The sequence below is a fragment of the Ochrobactrum sp. WV_118_8 genome, from assembly GCF_039631535.1.
In the GTDB taxonomy this organism is placed as follows: Bacteria; Pseudomonadota; Alphaproteobacteria; order Rhizobiales; family Rhizobiaceae; genus Brucella; species Brucella anthropi.
The window spans coordinates 1,632,754-1,650,579 of the sequence record NZ_JBDIUZ010000002.1 but is presented as its reverse complement, the minus strand read 5'-3'; the positions used below and the strand labels follow the sequence as shown (position 1 = coordinate 1,650,579).

The window sequence follows — 17,826 nt, the reverse complement described above, 5'->3', positions numbered from 1 at the left end:
ACAGGAGAACACCATGGCACTTGAAGACTATGAAATCGCAACCGAAGAGGTCTCTTTGCCGAAAGGCAAGAGCTTCTCGGTTCGCGGGATCGGATTGGAAGACGTGTCTGTGCTTCTGCGCAGCCGTGGTCCCGAAATTCGCATCTTCTTCGCGAAGTACAGCGGCATGCAAACAGGTAAGAGCGGTCTGCCTTCGGGATTTTCCTCTGACTTGGGCATGCAGCTCCTCGACGCGGCCCCTAAGTTGGTTGGCGAGATCATCGCATGTGCGGCTGACGAACCGAAGATGGCTGACAGGGCAACCAAGCTCCCGCTGAACGTTCAGCTTGACGCACTCGAAAAGATTGCAGCGCTTACCTTCGAAGCCGAGGGCGGCCCAAAAAAATTCTTCGAGGCCGTCATCCGCATCATGGGCGGAACGACCAATCTGATGATCGACCTGAATCAGTCGAAGATTGGATCGTTGGCGTCCGCAGGCAAGTAAGTCTGTTGATTGCGCACGGACACCTGCATGCCGCTCGCTATCCCATCGGCAAGGTGTTCGTGGAGTCAGAGTTCGTCGTCGAGCGCATCAATCGAGAGGAAGCGACGAGGGCAATTCTGGTTCAGTTGGCGGCCTCATCTCTCTTCTCGAAAAAGGGCGGCAAGGCGTTCGACAAAAAGATCAAAGAACTGACGGGCAACGGCTGAGTACGAAATCACTTTTAAAGTCAGTTATCACTCTGGAAGTGAGATTCAGGAATGGCAGATCGCGACGTAAAACTCATTATTCGGGCAAAGAACGAAGCGACCCGCACGATTGAATCCGTCAGTAGCGCTCTTAATGACCTCGAAAAATCCCAAAAGAAGGTTGGGTCGTCCGCAGCAAAAACGGACGACCTGATCGGTCGTTTGGGGCAAGAGTTCCAGAAACTCAATTCGCAAGTGTCCGCGCTCGGTGCCCTCGACAAGGTTGCGGGCTTCCTCGATCGTGCTGGCAGCGCCGTCGGCAATCTCAAGCAGGGCGTCAGCGGAGCCGAAGCAAAATTCGCAGAACTATCGAAGTCTGCAACCGAAGCTGCTGCTTCCACTAAGGAACTCGAAAAGCAGGCCACGGCTCTCAATGAACGCCAGAAACAGCAGCGCTCCGAGATGGAAGCCGCGCGCAAGGCCACGCTGCGCAACTCCGAAGCGCAGAAGGAACTAACTCAGGCCCGGAAAGCTTACAACGATGCCCTCAAGGTGAAAGAGGGTACAGCCGGTCGCGATGGAGGCATCGCGACCACCAAAGCGACGCTCGACGCTGCGCAGGCTGCGGTCAATGCCAACGTCGAATCCTACAAGCGTCTCAAGGGCGAATATACCGGGACGAAGACAGAGGCCGCGAGCCTCGACAAGCAAATCCGTGAGTCTACGAAAAACCAGAACCAGCTTGCGAATGCTGCTTCCGACGCCGAGGTAGCACTTGGTCGCCAGCGCACCAATCTCGCGAAGGGTGAACATGAATTTGCTCAACTTCGTACCGTCATTGATGGGGCGGCGTCTGCCCTCGGTAATGTCTCCACGAAACAAAGTGATCTAGCTGCTTCACTCGCTACACTGATTCCGCAGGCAGAACGCCTCGGACGCACTATGGCTGCAATGCAGCGATATTCGACGGGCGGAGGCGCATTTGTCGATCCGAAGTCTGCTGCGGCCTTCCGTGCGCAACGCGCCGAGATGGATAAGACTGAGCAGACTTGGCGCACCTTGCAGTCAGAAGCGAAGCGTCTTGCCAGAGAGATGCGAGGTGTCGCTCAGCCGACGCAGGAACAGGTTGCAGCCTTCAAGCAAGTGACTGCGGCAGCAGCCGCCGCCAAGGCTGAATACAGGGCGAACCAGTCCGCCCTGTATGCTTTGCAGGGAACCGCCAAATCCACATTCGCTGAATTTGCCGCCAGTACATCCCCGTTGAAGCGGGTCGGTCAAGATCTAGAAGCTGCACGTCAACGCACGGAAGCGCTGGAGGCCGCTGTTAAGCGTTATTCTACGGGAGCCGGAGGATTTGCTAACGCCGAGCAGGCGGCGTCGATGCGCAAGCAAGCCGATGCAGTCGATGTTGCCCGTAAGCGTTATGAGCTCCTTCGATCTGAGGTACAGCGCTTTCAGGCGCAAATCTCTGCCAGTGGGGCTTCCACTGCGGGAGAAGCGCAGCAATTGCGCAACCTTGCTTCCGCAGCAAATCTGGCTGAGAAGGAATTTCGCGAAGCCGCTTCTGCCATGAAAGGTATGCAGCAGAGCAGTCGCTCTGGTGGTCTGTTCGGCGGCGCTGCGCGTGAATCGCGGCAGGCCATGTCCCTTTTTCAACGCCTTCGCGGTGAACTTCTGTCGTTGTCGACGGCGTATGTTGGTCTCTACGGAACGATCTCCAACATTGGCAATGTCATCGGGGCTTACCAGAAGTTTGAGGCAGCGCAGAACCGACTTGGCGCGGTATTCGAGCAAAATGCATCCTCCATTCGTAATGAGATGGGCTGGCTTGAACGCCAAGCCGCTCGCCTCGGCATCGGCTTCGATGTTTTGTCGGATGAGTATTCCAAATTTGCTGTAGCCACAAAAGCTGCTGGATTTGAATCGGAAGCAACCCGCAAGGTTTTCCTGCGTGTCGCAGAGGCCGGGCGCGTCAACAAGCTGTCGATGCAGCAGATGTCGCTCATCTTCCTTGCCCTCCAGCAAATGATCTCGAAGGGTAAAATCCAGTCTGAAGAACTCCGCCGTCAGTTGGGTGACCAACTGCCAGGTGCGTTCAACATCATGGCGGACGCGATCGGTGTCACGACGGCCGAACTCGACGACATGATGAAGAAAGGCGAGGTGATCGCCAATCAAGACACCATGCTCAAGTTCGCGGACGAGCTGAATAAGCGGTTCGGCCCGCAGTTGTCAGAAGCTCTGCGTTCCACGACGACACAGATCGGTCTTTTGAGCAATAACCTCTACAGGGCTCAGCTGATGTTCGCCAAAGGCGGCTTCATCCAGAGTTTCACTGATCTTCTCCGCGACATGAACCAATGGTTCCAGACAGACGACGCGGTAAGCTTCTTCATGTCTATGGGCGCAGCTGCCGGTGGCGTCGTCGATATCGTGCATGCCCTTTTCGATAATATGGACCTCGTGCTCAACGTCGTCCGCATCCTGGTCACGATGAAGGCAGCTTCGTGGCTGACTGGCATCGCGAACAATGCCGTGGCGGCCTCGCGTAATATGTCCTTGCTGAGTGCAGAGACAAAAGGACTAGCAACCGCACAGAACGTAGCTCTCGGCAGCACCAACAGCTTTTTCGGTCTCCTCGGCCGCAGCACCGGCCTAGTCTCCTACGTAAGAAATCTGAGCCTCGCCGAAACGAAGGTGAAGCTGCTCGAAACCGCAACAAAGGTCTACGCCGCAACTACAAATCTGTCACAGGCGCGTATGGCAGCTGCGTCGGCAATGACGAGTGCGTGGGCTGGTTCGCTTGCGGTTCTTCGCGGTGGACTCGCTGCGGCGCGCGTCGCAGTCACGGGGCTACTGACGGCACTTGGCGGCCCTGCCGGCATAGCCATTGCCGTGGGTACATATTTTGCTACCGAACTCATCGCGAGTTGGGTCGGGGAAGTTGATAAAGCCACCGAAGCAATTGAGAAGCATAAGAACTTCGTCAATAGCATCGTAGAGAAATACGAGTCACTTCCCGAGGCCACCCGGAGTTGGGCCGAAGCTCTCAAGGGCATCCCTCTTGACCAGATCGATGGGAAACTCAAAGAAGCCAAAGACACCGTTGCTGGTCTGAAATCACAGCTGGTCGGTAACGTCACGCCCTCGATGAAATCGTGGTGGGGCGGATGGTCAGCTGAACGCGACGAACTGGAAAAGCTCCGCGGGGAGTTGAACGACGGACAGATCACGGCCAAACGATACCGTGAAGCAATTGAGCGCATTTATAACGGACTGTCCGATGATGGTGCCAAGGAATTCGTGCGCAACCAACTCGAAGTTGCGCGCCAACTCGAAGAAGCCTCACTTAACGCCGAGCGCCTTCAGGATGCTTCCGACAAGGCCCGGCAGGGCATAGACGGACTGCGTGGCACGCTCAGCGATGTGAAAGGTCCGCTTGACGAAGCCACTGCTGCTGCCGACGACAACGCAAAAGCCTTCGATGCCGGTGCGGAGTCCGCTGAGGCGTACAAGGAAGCTCTCGAAAAAATCAAAGGATTCATCCCCGGCCTCGCCGCTGAGATGAAGAAAATGAAGGACCTCACTGAGATACAGTCTCAGTTTGGTTCCATTGGATTTAATAACATTACGCCCGAGATGGCTCGCTACGGAAAGCAGGCTGTTGAAGCCGTATTGTCCGAAGCTGATCAGAAAATCTTTAAAGAAATCGCGGGCAATACAAAGGTTTCCAAGGAGATGTTCAATGACATCTTCAAGGAAGAAAGTTTCCGCAACAAGGCTTATGACGACGGATACGGCACGTGGACCATCGGTTACGGGTCCACCCGACTGAACGGCAAGGCCGTGCAGCAGGGAGATTACGTCACCAAAGACGAGGGGATGAAACAGGCAATCGGCGATCTGGACAAGCTGATCGCACAGATCGAGTCGATGGTGAAGGTTGCCCTTTCCGACGGCCAGCTTCGTGCCCTTGTTTCATATGCTTATAATGCGGGCATCGGCTCCCTCAAGCGAGACGGCATCCTCGCGCCCTTGAATCGTGGCGACTACGCAGGCGCCGAAGCGGCGATCCGCAATGGTGTTACCACCTCCAAGGGAAAAGAAGTACCGACTCTCAAAAAGCGTCGTCAGCGTGAAGCTGATCTCTTCGCGAGTGGGGCTGACGATCCGAAGGTCGTGAAGCAAGTCGCTGAGCAGAAGGAAAAAATCGCGGAAGCCGAAAAGAAAGCCGGCGACGCGACCAAAAAGCGTATCGAAGACCAGAAGTTCGAGATCACTCAGCAGGATCTAAAGAACGTCGGCAAGGAACGTGAAGCTGCCATCGAGAAGGCCATACGTGATGCCAAGGCCGAGAACCCGAAAATCTCGGCAGAGGAACTCGAAACCATTCGTCAGCAGACGGGGGCTCTGTGGGACAAGCAGCAACTCAAAAAAGCTGAGAAGGAAGAGAATAAGCAGATCAAAGAGGCGATGAAGGAAGTCAACCTGCTGGAGCAGCAGCGGAACGCCCTCCTCGCCACTCGCAAGACATATCAGGATCAGGGTAACACCGAGAAGGTCAAAGAGGTCAATGCCGAGCTCGCTGGCGTAAACACAAAGCTGCAGGAAGCCATCGACAAAGCCATCGCCATGCACCAGGCACTCGGGGGCGCGACGGCAGATGCGACTATTGGCAAGCTCGAAGCGATGAAGGGAAAGATTGTCGCGGCCGGCGATGGCATGCGCAAGATGGCGATGACTGCGGGCGAAATGCAGTCGGCCATCTTCTCTAATCTTGAGAGCGGCATCATCAGCGCCTTTGATTCCTTCGCCCAGGCTGTCGCTAACGGCGAGAACGCTATTCAGGCTCTTGGCAACGCATTCCGTCAGTTTGCAGCAAGTTTCCTTATGGAAATCGCGAAGATGATCTTGAAGCAGATCATGTTCAATGCCCTGCAGTCGATCAGCCGAGCTCTTACTGGTGGCATTATGTCTATCGTCGCTCACACGGGTGGCATCGTAGGTCAATCGGTCAGTGGCTCCCGAACCGTCGCTCCCGGCTGGTTTGCTGGCGCCACCCGTTATCACACTGGCGGCATTGCTGGTCTCAAGCCGAATGAAGTTCCAGCGATCCTTGAGGTAGGCGAGGAAGTGCTCACTGAACAGGACGCTCGCCACTCGAAGAACCTCGGCAAGGGAGGCTCCGACGGGGCGTCGGGCCGCACCAAAATCGTCAATATGTTCGATGCCGCCAGCTTCCTATCGGAAGCGATGCATAGCGCCATCGGCGAAGAAACCATCCTGAACTTCGTGCGGGCAAACCCCGCCGCGTTCAAGGCTGCAATGGGGTAACGATATGGCATTTCAATCAGGGACAGCCGCAAACAGCATCGATCTTTGGGACAAGCTCATCGCATTCCTGACGACGAATCCAGAGCTTGTTGCAGCGCAAGAGGCATGGCAGGTCGTCAAGACATATACGGAAAACGCTCAGCCTCGCGTGGTTCTCAAAGGACCGGGAGCATCAGCTACTGATAGCATCTATGTGGGGCTCGCCCGAACCGACACCGCGGATACGGACACGAAGAATATCCGCATCAGAGGTATGACGGGCTATCTGCCCGACTCCACTTCCTGGAACACTCATATTAACATGTCGCCGGAAGTGCGCATCTGGCTCGACGGATCGCCGATGAAATACTGGTTCGTCGCCAGCGGCCGTCGCTTCATCGTCGTAGTGAACATGAGCACCGTCTATCAGATGGCCTATGCCGGGTTTTTCCTGCCCTACGCGAACCCGCTCGCATATCCGTATCCGATGTTCATCGGCGGCTCATCGAACAATTATTCCGGTAGCAGCGTAACGCCTGTTACGAGTTGGCGCACACAGTCGAACCTCCACGCCATCTTCCCTTACGGCCCCTACAACACGTACGGGGACGCCAGCACCTATACTAACGCTTGGATGCTGTCACCAACCGGAGAATGGCTGACCGTGGCCGGAGTTGATACCACCGCCCGCATCAATATTGCCCCTCGCAATGTCAATGGAGGTGATCCGGACGGAACAAATCGATGGAAGCTTTACAATAGCTACTCCTATAGCGGCGACCGCTACGGTTGGGATGACATCCGTTCCCGCATCACACAGAATTACGGCGGCGGTTTTGCGCTGCTGCCTTTCACGCTGATTCAGAGCGTCCCCGGCATTCAGAACTTCGGCGTTCTCGACGGTCTTTATGCGGCACCCGGCGTCGGCAACGCCTCCGAGAACATCATTGAAATTGACTCGATAGACCACCTCGTCGTGCAAAACGTCTACCGCACAACGACGAAGGACTATTGCGCCCTGCGTTTGGAGTGAACGATGGCTTATCAGGAATATTCAATTAACGCGATCACAGACATCCCGGCTATTGTCTCTACCTTTGCGTCAAGCCTCGGATGGAACGTACCTGACACGAACACGCTTCGCCATCCAAACTACGAGGGTGCCGGGCCGGGCGGCCTTGCCTTTAAACTGACTGCGGACATCGACGGTCTCAACCATAGTTTGCGCTGGACGTGCGCGACCCCTCCCTACAATACGAAGTCGGCTGTTCTGCGCTCGCCTATCTTTTCGACAGTCGCCGCCCCGACCGTAGGTGTGACACAGACGCCGACGAAATTGTTCCTGATCAGCCGACTTGAGCCTGAGCCATACATCGCCATCGTCGTTGAATATGGCTACAACCTCTACCGCCACCTTTATTTCGGCTTCATGGAGAAGATTGGAAATTACACTGGCGGGGAAGTAATTGCCTCCTCGAACGGCAATGTTGGTCAGACTGTCTACGATACTCGCCTTTGGTACGATGACGGCGGCGCTACATATCCCGGCTGCCATTACCTCTTCAGGCGTTACAATAGTGTTTGGTCTCAAGACGCTTCGGGTGGGGTCCATTTGGAACATGCTGACAACGCAAATAAATGGCGACACTTCCGTCGTTCCACGACAATTACCGGGGTTGAGAATTGGGGGGTTGCCTTCGACGGCACCGACGCTCTCGGTGGCTTCGGAGACTCGTTCAACGACCTCTACGTGGCGAAGGGGAAGAACGCTCTCGCTGGCGCGAGTGTCCTGACCCCAATCAACCTCCTCGTGTCTCAGCCGGTGACGGGTGACGCTCGATTCATTCCCATCGGATGCCCGACTGGCGTCCGTATGATCAACATCGAGGAGTTGGAAGCTCAGAGCGTCGCGGAAGTGGGCGGTGAGACGTGGTATGTTTTCGCAGCTCATCGCAAAACCAACGACCTTTACACGCGCGGACCCACGAACTCTTACCGTTATCCGGTCAGTGAGAGCAGCTATTACCTTGGCTACGCATATAGGGGGGATTGATGGTCACTGTTTCCGGTGCGCTCCCTTTTCCATCTGTCCCATTTCCTGTAGCGCGGACTACCATTAAGCCTACGGACGGTCTCGTCGTCGGAGATTATGGTGTGCTGCATACGCAGGGTGCGAGCTACGGTTCGTTCCACATCGAGCAGCCGGTCAACTTCCTGCCACGCCATTATATCGGCGCAAGGATGCGGTCATATTTCGAGGACTATTATGAGCGCGTCTGGTTCGTGCCGACGACGCTGGACTTCGGACCTATAACGGCCACGACCTCTAAGCAGGTGTATGTCTGGAACGCGCATCTTCGTCCCACGACGCTCAACCAGATCACGATGCCCGATGATACGACCATCACTCTGTCGGGCCTCACGCCCCCGACGACATTTCACGCGCTCGGGGGTGCGTTCTTCGACGTATGGGTGGACGCAAATGGACAGCCATCCATTGACGATGAGTTCACATTTCAGTTCCTCCCTGTCGAAACTGTCAAGCTCCGTACCGTTGGTATTCGGTCGCGGCTGTGGGAGTTTCCGCCAAATTGGGATAACGGTTTTGAGGTAACCCTCGAATACCGTAGCGAAATCATCACATCAGACTCCGGTAAAGAACAGCGCCGTGCATTACGGCAGACGCCGCGCAAGTCCTTCTCATTCAACTCTCTCGTCCATGAGGAACGCTTCCGTCGCTTCATTAGACATATGTCGGTCTGGCAGCAGCGCAGCACGGTTGTCCCTGAGTTCAGCAGAACAGCGCGACTAGCTGCCCCGCTCTACAATGGATTTAGTAGCGCGAGCGTCGAGGTAGTACCTGACTGGCTCAAAGCAGGTAGCCTCGTCGTCCTCATGGATCGTGAGAGAGCGCTTCTTCGCACGATTGAGGGTGTCAGCGGTAACACGGTCTCCTTCTCATCCTCGATCGAGGGTGATTGGCTCGCCGGCTCACGGCTGTTCTCGGCATTGTCCGGCCGCCTTGCTACCAGCATTCAGGCGACTCAGCACACGAACAGAACGGCTACAGTCGGCCTCAGTTTTAATGCTGACCCCGGACTTGAAGATTGGGCTGATCCCGCGGCTCCATCAGTCACGCATCTCGGGCGAGAAGTCTTCCTGAAGCGTCCGAATTGGGGAGCCTCCGTTTCGCCAGAGTTCGCCGCCGTTATCGAGCAGGTGGATTATGGTGTGGGTCGCATCGACAACTATCTGCCGATACTCTTCAATGACCGACTGCATAAAGCCGAGTATCTCGGCGTCAATGTGGGTAACGTGAAGGAGTACACTGACTTCTTCCGTCGGCAATTCGGTCAGGTGGGTGAGTTCTTCATGCCGACCTTTACAGAAGACCTCCAGATCAAGTTGCCCTCGCCCGCAACGACAAGCAACCTGCGTATTGAAGGAGCGGGGACGGCCGACGACTACACAAATGGGACCGTTTATCGCGATCTCATCGTCTTCCTGGCTGACGGCTCGTACCTGCTCCGGCACGTGCAGAGCATCTATCAGGTCGATGATGCAATCGGGAATGACAGCATTATACAGGTAACCGAGCCGTGGCCCGTCGAGCTGAGTGATTACAACGTTCGGCAGATTTGTTGGATGCCACTTTGGCGCCTCCTCTCAGACAGCATGACGATTCAGTACGTCACCGACGAGGCTGCTCAGTTCGCACTCAATATGAAGACACTCGAATACAACGATGCGGAAGGATAAAATATGAGCTTCGGCGGAATCGAAAAGACCCGCTACAAGGGTCGCCCGACCAATCTATTTCTCGTGCGCTACGGTGCGGCACCGAACTCGTTCTACGCCTATACCGATGCCGAAAAGACTATCATCAACGGCGGCATCGAGTACACGCCGATTGCCATCACGCGCGGCAAGATCACTGCCAGCGGTACACTCGACAAGTCGCAGCTCGAAGTTCGCGCCACATTGAACATCCCCCTCGCCGAACATTTCCGGGTTTATCCGCCATCGCAGGTCGTCAACATCACAATCTATCAAGGGCATCTGAGTGATCCGGACTCGCAGTTCCTCGTAGCATACGCCGGCCGTGTTGTGAGCGCCAAACGAGACGGGCACGAGCTTGTCCTGTCTTGTGAGCCGGTCTCGACATCTCTCAAGCGCATCGGCCTGAGACGCCACTATCAATACTCTTGCCCGCACGCTCTCTATGGTGAGCGATGCCAGGCGTCGAAGGCCGCAGCGACGATGGGGGCGACCGTGGAGTCTGTCAACGGCACAACTATTGTCCTCCCCGATGGTTGGGTCACACCCGAGCGAGCCTCAAAGTACGTCAATGGAATGGTGGAGTGGGAGAACAAGGGTGGGGATACGGAAATTCGCACCATCCTGCAGGTGGGTGACGGTCGGCATCTCATCGTTTCCGGAACAACCCGTGACCTGAAAGCTGGTTCCCCGATCCGCGTCATTCTCGGCTGCAATCACGGCCTTTGGAAGAACGCGAACGGCATCGGCCTTGATCAGAAGACTGACTGCCACTTCGTTCACAACAACATTAAGAACTTCGGTGGCTGCTTCGCTATCCCCACGAAGAACCCTATCGGCTTGACGAACCAGTTCTATTGATCGTGTATAATCACTTTAGAAGTGATTCTAAGGTGAGCAATGGGATTTTTTCTCGGCCTGATTATCGCTTTGGCATTGATGGTGGTTTCGTACCTGATCATGCCGAAGCCGAAGCAGGCATCCCCCGAAATACAGGACATGGACGACCCGACTGCGGAAGCCGGGAAGCCTATGCCTGTGGCCTTCGGAAAGATGACGATCAAGGGGCTCAACGTTCTTTGGTACGGCGAGAAACGTTATCAGAAAAGAAAGATCAAGGCATGAGCGAGGACCTCGTGATCAGCATGGAGGACCTGCGGAAGTGCGGCATGTGCGCTTCCGGTGTTCGCCGCTGGTTTCTCGACCACAATCTTGATTTCAAAGACTTTTTGGCGAACGGCATCGCATCTTCGGCTCTCGTCGAGTTGGGAGACGCCCTCGGCCTTCGTGCCGTCGAATTGACGAGGAAACGCCGTGGGCTCTAAATCTCCAAAGATGGAAGTCACCCAATACTATATGTCGATTCACTACGGCATCTGTGTTGGGCCCGTTGATGAGATCAGTCGCATCCAGATCGACAAGAAGGATGCATGGACAGGCAGCGTCACCGCGTCGACGGACCTCGCCATAAATAAGAGCGAGCTCTTCGGAGGGTTGAAAAAAGAAGGCGGCGCCCAAGGTACGGCAACCTATCTTGCGGGCGACTCTCTCCAGAGCTTCCCCGAAATCCTCGCAAATAAATTGGGGCTGACGCGAGACACCTGCCCCGCATATCGCGGCTTGTCGTCGATATTCTTCCACAACGGTCAAGCTCTCGGCTTCAATGATGGCGAGCTACCTAAGACGCCATTGGGCGAAGCCATCCGTATGTTCGGTGGCGGTGGCACGGGAAGCGGCGGCTTCTACTGGCGCGCAAATACACCTTACTTGCCCGGAACGTGGATAACGGTGAAACGCCGCCCGCGCGGCCTTGATAGCGCTACCGCTATGATCGGCGATGACGCCAATGGCGCTCACATCATCTACGAATGTTTGACGAACACTGATTGGGGAATGGGCGGTTCTCCGCAATCGATCAATATCCAGTCCTTCCTCGATGCTGCGCAAACACTCTTCAACGAAAAGCTCGGCATCTCGCTGCTCTGGACGCAGCAAGAAACAATCGAGAATTTCGTAACTAATATCATCAACCACATCGAAGGTGTGCTATTCGTCAATCCGCGCGACGGCCTAATCACTTTAAAGTTGATTCGAGGGGATTATAGCCCTGACGGTCTCTTCGTCATCAATCCGGGCAACGCTAAACTTTCGAACTTCGCCCGTAAACTTTGGGCTGAAACGACCAATGAGATAGTCGTCTCTTGGACAAATCCTGAGAGCGAGGAGACCGAGACTGTAACCATTCAGGATCTCGGCAACATCGCCATGCAGGGCGGCGTAGTCAGCAGCCCGAAGGACTACAAAGGCATCCGGAACGCCGATACGGCTATGATGGTAGCTGCGCGCGATCTCCGCGTCGCGTCAGCCCCTCTCGCCAGCTGTGAGGCTATCGTCAACCGCGACGCATGGGACGTTGTGCCCGGTAGCGTCGTGAAGGTCACCTGGCCCGAGCACGGCATGGATGAAGTCGTCATGCGTGTCGGTAACGTCGACTACGGCAAGACAAGCGACTCTGCGATCCGCGTCCAGCTTGCGGAAGACGTGTTCTCTCTGCCCCAGGCGCACTATGTTACCCCACCTTCATCAGAATGGATCGATCCTTCTGAGGCTCCAGTACCGATGGTGTGGGCATTGGCTATGACGATGCCTTATTTTTGGGTGCGCAATCTGGCCGAAGATACAGCGACAGGCACTTATCCGCAGGTCGTGTCGGCCGTTCTCGGCGGTCAGCCCGGTAGCGACACGAAGGAGTTCCTTCTCGCTTATGAGGGCGCCAATCCGGCCGGTGAGATCGGCTGGCAGGCTGGCGCTCAATTATCAATCACCTCGCGCGGATACATCGACACTGCTCTTTCGTTTGGCCCGACGAGTGCGGTCGCAATCAACGATCTATCGCAGGGGTTGGGTGTCGCCGTCGGCTCGTTCGGCATTCTCGGCACGACCGATGAGAACATGGAGCTTGTCGTCGTCACCGACATCACCGGCAACGTCATCACGGTCAATCGCGGTGTGCTCGACACGACGCCGAAGGAATGGGCTGCGGGCACCCCGATTTGGTTCGTCGACGACGAGAGCATCATCGCGGATGCCGAAATCCGCGTTGGCGGCCAGGGTGTCGAATACCGGCTGCTGACGATCACTTCCAAGGGCAGACTCAATGTCGAGGATGCCCCCACGCTCGAAGCTGTTCTGACCGAACGCCCTTGGCTCCCGAGCCGTCCGGCAAACGTAAAGATCAATGGCATCGATCACGGCCTAGTAGATGCGGTCGACGCGACCAGCATCACTGTCACTTGGTCGAACCGTAACCGCGAGATGGAAGATGCCGTGGTGCTGCGTTGGAATGAAGCAACGGTCAATCCGGAGAGCGGACAGACGACGACCATTAGAGTCCTCGATGTCTCGGGCAACGTCATCACGACGCACGACGGCTTAGTCGGTACGAGTTTCGATCTGCCGAAAGCATCATTCGGCGGCAAGTCGGTCGGCATTGTTCGCATCCAATCAAAGCGTGAGGGTCTCGAATCCCTACAAGGTCACGAAATCAAGGTTCAGGTCGCCGAAGGTGGATACGGCCTCGCCTATGGCATGAATTACGGAGGCTGAAATGGCTGAAAGGCAACTTCCAGGACTCGGCTTGACGGGCTTCTGGCTCACTGGTTCGGATGGATGGGACACGGGGATGGACGGCAATCTACGCATGCTCTCTGCCGTAACGCAGATGGGCGTGCTCTCGAAGGTCACCTCCCTTCCCGCATCACCGACTGATGGTCAGATTTACATCGTGCCGAGCGGCGGCGATGCGAACAAGATTGCGATCCGCGACAACGGTGCGTGGGTGTATCTGACACCGAAGGCTGGCTGGCGCGCGTGGCTGGCTGACACTTCGTCATTCGCGCACTTCGACGGATCGGCGTGGGTGGATGAGACAGACAGCGAGGGCCTTCCTGACGCCCCCTCGGACGGCAAAACCTATGGTCGAAGGGACGGCGATTGGTCCGAAGTGACGAGTGGTGGCGGTGGAGCGTCCTCTGTCGCTGTCAGCGTGTACGTGCCCGGCACCTATGGCGTAAGTCAGAAGCTCTTGGACTACCCTATGCTGTTTGATGCATCGCTCTCGGTCGGAGCAGTGGGTAGCGTGGCTAAGGCCGGAACGGCACCGTCGGCTGCCAAATCCCTCACGATTCTGAAAAATGGCATCTCCGTTGGAACGGTCGACTTTGCCGCGAGTGCCACCGACGGCACTTTTACCGTAGAGTCGGGTGTCACTTTCGTCGCGGGCGACGTGCTCGGCATTTCAGCGCCAGCGACAGTCGACAGCACTCTGGCGGACGTTGCCATCTCTCTGAAACTGTCGCTGTGAGGTTGATCAAATGGCCCTTCTTTTCATCGGAGCCGAAGACATCGACTTCAATTTTGTCGGAGGAGCTGCAAGCAGCTACGTGGACCACTCATCCTACATGCAAACTGCCTATTCTCGTGTAGCAATACGTGCGATAACGCGGCTAGAAGGCAAGAAAACTTTCAACACGACTGAAGCCTGGTTGCACTTTGTAAGCGTAATAGGCACAGCAAGCCAGAACCAGTTCAATGGGGCTTGGGGCTTTTGGTCTCCGGAGAGAAATGATTCTCAGGTGACTGTCCAAACCAATCCGGGGCAATCGACTGCCCGGCTTCAGGTTTATGACGGCTTGAGCGCGTATATCGTGTCGGATAGTTTTTTTCTTCCCAATGTATCGACATTGAGTACTTGGGACATGCATGTCCGTGTTGATGGTCTTTCCCTACTCGTGGAACTATATAATAATGAAGTTCTCGTACGGGCCGAGAATTTCACGCTCTTACAGACATATACTCTCACGAACTTCCGCCTCAGTCATGGTTCGTACACGTCATCCTGGGGATGGCTGTATTCACAGGTGATTATTGCGACGGAACCGACGCTCGGTTGGAAATTAAAGACCCTCGCTCCCGCGGCTGCCGGTGATCTTGCTGAGTTCTCCGGAACCTTTGCTGGCATCAATGAAACGACACTCAACAACGACACCAAGATCAGCGCTGACGAAAGTGCACAGTCGAGCTTCAAGCCCGCGTCGTGGAACGTACCGGCTGGTTTCGAGATAGCGGGCATCAGTTTGAGCAGTTATGCTCTTTCAGACACGACGGCTGCGATCAGCAATTTCGTCCGTCTCGACGGTCAGAATTACGCGGATATCCCCGAAACCTTGAATGTCGGTTGGGCCACTTTCCGCTCTTTGTGGCCGACGAACCCGGCGACGGGCGCACCTTGGCGGCCAACGGACATTAACGGGACTGCCCTGCAGTTCGGCATTGGAGTGACGGTATGACCTCCGACGTTTCGAAATTGAACGCTTATGCCGTCCTGAAACCTCCATCAGGCGCAAAGGTTTCGAAGGTCAATGCTTATGCCATCATAAAGCCGAAGGCGGTCGAACTATCACCGTCGCCCGTCATCAACACGGTATTCTTCAATGAGGCACCCGCTCCAGAAGGCTATCGCTTCTGGCGTCTCCTATTCCCTGACGGGGCGGTCAGCGACAACTACCTCGAACTCTCTGAAATTGAGTTCCGTGCGTTTCCAACGGAGAGTTCACTCGACACAACAACAGGTGTCGCCAGCGCGAGTAGCGCTTGGGACACAAGCTCTTACGCACCGCAGTTTGCGTTTGACGGTTTAAGGAATACCGCATGGGGTAGTGCTAAAAACCAGCACGTCGGCTCGTGGATCGCATATGAGTTTCCAGAGCCAAAGAACATTGTCGATGTAAGGCTCATCGGATTAAATTCCTTAGCACCAGGACGCTTTCCCAAATCCGTGCAGGTCCAGTACTCCACGGACGGAGTTGCTTGGGTCGATGCATGGGAACCTTGGATACCGCCCGCAGGAGGGTCGGCCAATCGTTGGAACTACAACATCAAGCCAGGTGCCGTAACCTATGACGGTACGCCGCATAAGTTCTGGCGCATGGAGTTCCGTGAGCGGCGTGGCGGATACGTCGATATTTACAACTTCGATATGTACGACGGTGACCTTCTGCTTACCACTGGCGGGATCGCATCGGCATCGAGTCAATATGGTGCCGCTTATAGTCCCGCCAATGCCTTCAATCAAAATACCTCAAATGAATGGTGTACTACGTATGGCGCAGGCAATACCGATTGGCTGCAATATGAGTTTGCAGCGCAAGTATCGCCAACGACATACTACATCAACCCTATCAAGACTGATGGAAGCATGGGCGACCCCAACTTCTTCCTCTGGTCGTCTGATGACGGGACCAACTGGAAGCTGGAGTCCTTCATTCAGGAAAAAGTCGGCACGGGATCGGCGATCACGAGGGCGATAGCGCGTAACGCTTGATCGAGTCATCACTTTAAAAGTGTATAATCACTACAAAAAGTGATTCCCTTGCCAAAGATTAGAACAGGTGGCGGCCATGGCGAAAACGGAAACAGTCAAAGCGACCAATGAGTGGACGCTCGCGGCAGACGATGCAGCGAATGTCGCCATTCAACTCCGGACGCAGGGTCGGCTCATGATTTGCATCTTGGAGAATGCACCCGAGGCAGATGCACCCGGCCTCGTTATCACCGGAACACAGACATTCTCGGCGAGTGACATCCCGGCAGGAAGCAAAGTTTACATCCGTTCGGTAGGGTCGTCCGCCGATGCTGTAGTCATGAGCTATTGAGGTTTTGCCATGGCTATCTCTGTCAACAACGATAATCCGCACATCGGCTTCACTTCTTCCGCAGGAGGCGGTTCGCCGGTGAACAGTGAGCCAATTCTGATCCTGGCGTCGGGTCAGTCAAACATGGCTTATGTCTATGACGAGGAGACCAACAACGTCGCGTATGCCGACAATCTCCATTACTGGAATTTTCCGGGTTGGGACGGGGAAGTAGGAACGTCTTTCCGCAAACCTGCTGCGACTGAGGTCAGCGTGGCGATGTGCCTCGGCAACGAAATTGCGAAGACGCATCCGGGGCGCAAAGTGTATGTCGTGAACGTCTCCTTTGGAGGCACCGCGCTCAGTGCTTGGTCAGACAACACGCCTATCGCAGCACGGGATACGCTTGTCGCTAATGTGCAAGCTGCACTTTCGCACATTGGGATCAACAAGCCGTTCGACTATTTCTTCTGGTGGCAGGGGGAAAACGACACCAACTACACACTCGCAAACCAGTACACTGAAAACTATCTTCGCTTTATGGAAGCCTTGGACAGTAATGACTGGTTCGACTGGCGCGCAACTCAGACATTGATCTTCGGGATTATGGATGCACCTCGCGTCGAATGGGCTACGAACAGCAACATCAATCGGATATTACGGGCTCTCGTTTCGCGCCTTGGCGGAAGCGGTGTTTTTGTTCCCACCGCCACCCTCGCTGAGTCAAAATATTGGTTGCCTGACGGCGAAGGTGGCTTAAAGGACGTTCATATGTCCTCTCTTGGCTATGAAACCATATCCAAGATCGCAAGCGTCGCTCTTCGATCAGGCGGGGCCTCTACGACTATCGCATTCGATGATGACCCTTACAGCGAGGCGCTGCGCATCTACGGTCGCGGAATCAATTTCGGCTCGGGCGATTTCGATGAGATATTCGATTTCAAATCGACCGACGGCAACGGTCGGATGAGCACGTTCCGCACGGCCTATTACAACACTTTGACCGTCGCTGGCGGCGATGTGCCTGGTCAATGCACCTACACCCGCAACTCTATGTGGGCCATGAGAAGCGGAGAAACCACATTCTTCTGCGGTTTCCTTGTTTGGGAAGGCCATACAGGCTCCGGAGCCATGACCGCGCCCGTCATGCCTTATGATAACGTTATGGGCCTCGATCTTCCGATCCCCGTCCATGTCGAAGGCGTCGGGAATACGAAGCCTGTTGTGGCAAGATGGAGGGCTTGGACGAAGGATATTCATTTTTATGAGCAGGAAGCGGACGGGACTCTGACGCCGCTAATTCTCCCCACATCTGGTTCGTTCAGCTTCCAGACTATCGGCTTCCTCGCCTAAGCAGGGAGGCGACATCACTTTA

15 protein-coding genes are annotated in these 17,826 nt (G+C 55.4%); all 15 read left to right on the top strand.

The genetic code is table 11. The features are described 5' to 3' along the window. Positions 1–13: 13 nt before the first annotated feature. The 15 genes from ABDF71_RS21905 (at position 14) to ABDF71_RS21835 (ending at position 17,804) form a co-directional block, all read left to right on the top strand. Positions 14–484, top strand: coding sequence for a phage pre-tape measure protein (locus ABDF71_RS21905; RefSeq protein WP_500061789.1), 471 nt, complete (start codon positions 14–16; stop codon positions 482–484). A 5-nt stretch (positions 485–489) separates the two neighbouring features. After that, positions 490–690, top strand: a complete 201-nt coding sequence (locus ABDF71_RS21900; RefSeq protein ID WP_500061788.1) for a hypothetical protein — start codon at positions 490–492, stop codon at positions 688–690. A 51-nt stretch (positions 691–741) separates the two neighbouring features. After that, on the top strand, positions 742–6,003 hold the full coding sequence (locus ABDF71_RS21895; protein ID WP_500061787.1) for a glycoside hydrolase family protein: 5,262 nt from the start codon (positions 742–744) through the stop codon (positions 6,001–6,003). Between the two features lie 4 nt (positions 6,004–6,007). Next, positions 6,008–7,015 carry a hypothetical protein gene (locus ABDF71_RS21890; protein WP_500061786.1) on the top strand — a complete coding sequence of 336 codons (1,008 nt, stop codon included), beginning with the start codon at positions 6,008–6,010 and terminating at the stop codon, positions 7,013–7,015. A 3-nt stretch (positions 7,016–7,018) separates the two neighbouring features. After that, positions 7,019–8,035, top strand: coding sequence for a hypothetical protein (locus ABDF71_RS21885; RefSeq protein WP_500061785.1), 1,017 nt, complete (start codon positions 7,019–7,021; stop codon positions 8,033–8,035). Continuing rightward, positions 8,035–9,741: a hypothetical protein gene (locus tag ABDF71_RS21880; protein ID WP_500061784.1), complete on the top strand. Its 1,707-nt coding sequence runs from the start codon at positions 8,035–8,037 to the stop codon at positions 9,739–9,741. Before ABDF71_RS21885 ends, ABDF71_RS21880 begins: the two co-directional genes overlap by 1 nt. A 3-nt stretch (positions 9,742–9,744) precedes the next feature. Next, positions 9,745–10,620, top strand: a complete 876-nt coding sequence (locus ABDF71_RS21875) for a hypothetical protein (protein WP_500061783.1) — start codon at positions 9,745–9,747, stop codon at positions 10,618–10,620. 39 nt (positions 10,621–10,659) lie between these two features. After that, positions 10,660–10,884 (top strand): hypothetical protein, encoded by a 225-nt coding sequence (locus ABDF71_RS21870; RefSeq protein WP_500061782.1) that lies wholly within the window; start codon positions 10,660–10,662, stop codon positions 10,882–10,884. Next, the gene (locus ABDF71_RS21865) at positions 10,881–11,084 is read left to right on the top strand and encodes a hypothetical protein (RefSeq protein ID WP_500061781.1); all 204 of its coding nucleotides are present in this window, start codon (positions 10,881–10,883) and stop codon (positions 11,082–11,084) included. The genes ABDF71_RS21870 and ABDF71_RS21865 overlap by 4 nt, the downstream gene beginning before the upstream one ends. Beyond that, a complete protein-coding gene (locus ABDF71_RS21860; RefSeq protein WP_500061780.1) occupies positions 11,074–13,365 on the top strand; it encodes a phage tail protein in 2,292 nt (763 codons plus the stop codon). The genes ABDF71_RS21865 and ABDF71_RS21860 overlap by 11 nt, the downstream gene beginning before the upstream one ends. Before the next feature lies 1 nt (position 13,366). Continuing rightward, on the top strand, positions 13,367–14,122 hold the full coding sequence (locus ABDF71_RS21855; RefSeq protein ID WP_500061779.1) for a DUF2793 domain-containing protein: 756 nt from the start codon (positions 13,367–13,369) through the stop codon (positions 14,120–14,122). A gap of 10 nt (positions 14,123–14,132) precedes the next feature. Next, entirely contained in the window at positions 14,133–15,107 is a 975-nt protein-coding gene (locus ABDF71_RS21850) for a hypothetical protein (RefSeq protein ID WP_500061778.1), read from the top strand. Further along, entirely contained in the window at positions 15,104–16,141 is a 1,038-nt protein-coding gene (locus ABDF71_RS21845; protein WP_500061777.1) for a discoidin domain-containing protein, read from the top strand. The genes ABDF71_RS21850 and ABDF71_RS21845 overlap by 4 nt, the downstream gene beginning before the upstream one ends. Before the next feature lie 76 nt (positions 16,142–16,217). Then, a complete protein-coding gene (locus ABDF71_RS21840; RefSeq protein WP_500061776.1) occupies positions 16,218–16,472 on the top strand; it encodes a hypothetical protein in 255 nt (84 codons plus the stop codon). Between the two features lie 9 nt (positions 16,473–16,481). Further along, on the top strand, positions 16,482–17,804 hold the full coding sequence (locus ABDF71_RS21835) for a sialate O-acetylesterase (protein ID WP_500061775.1): 1,323 nt from the start codon (positions 16,482–16,484) through the stop codon (positions 17,802–17,804). Positions 17,805–17,826: the final 22 nt, after the last annotated feature.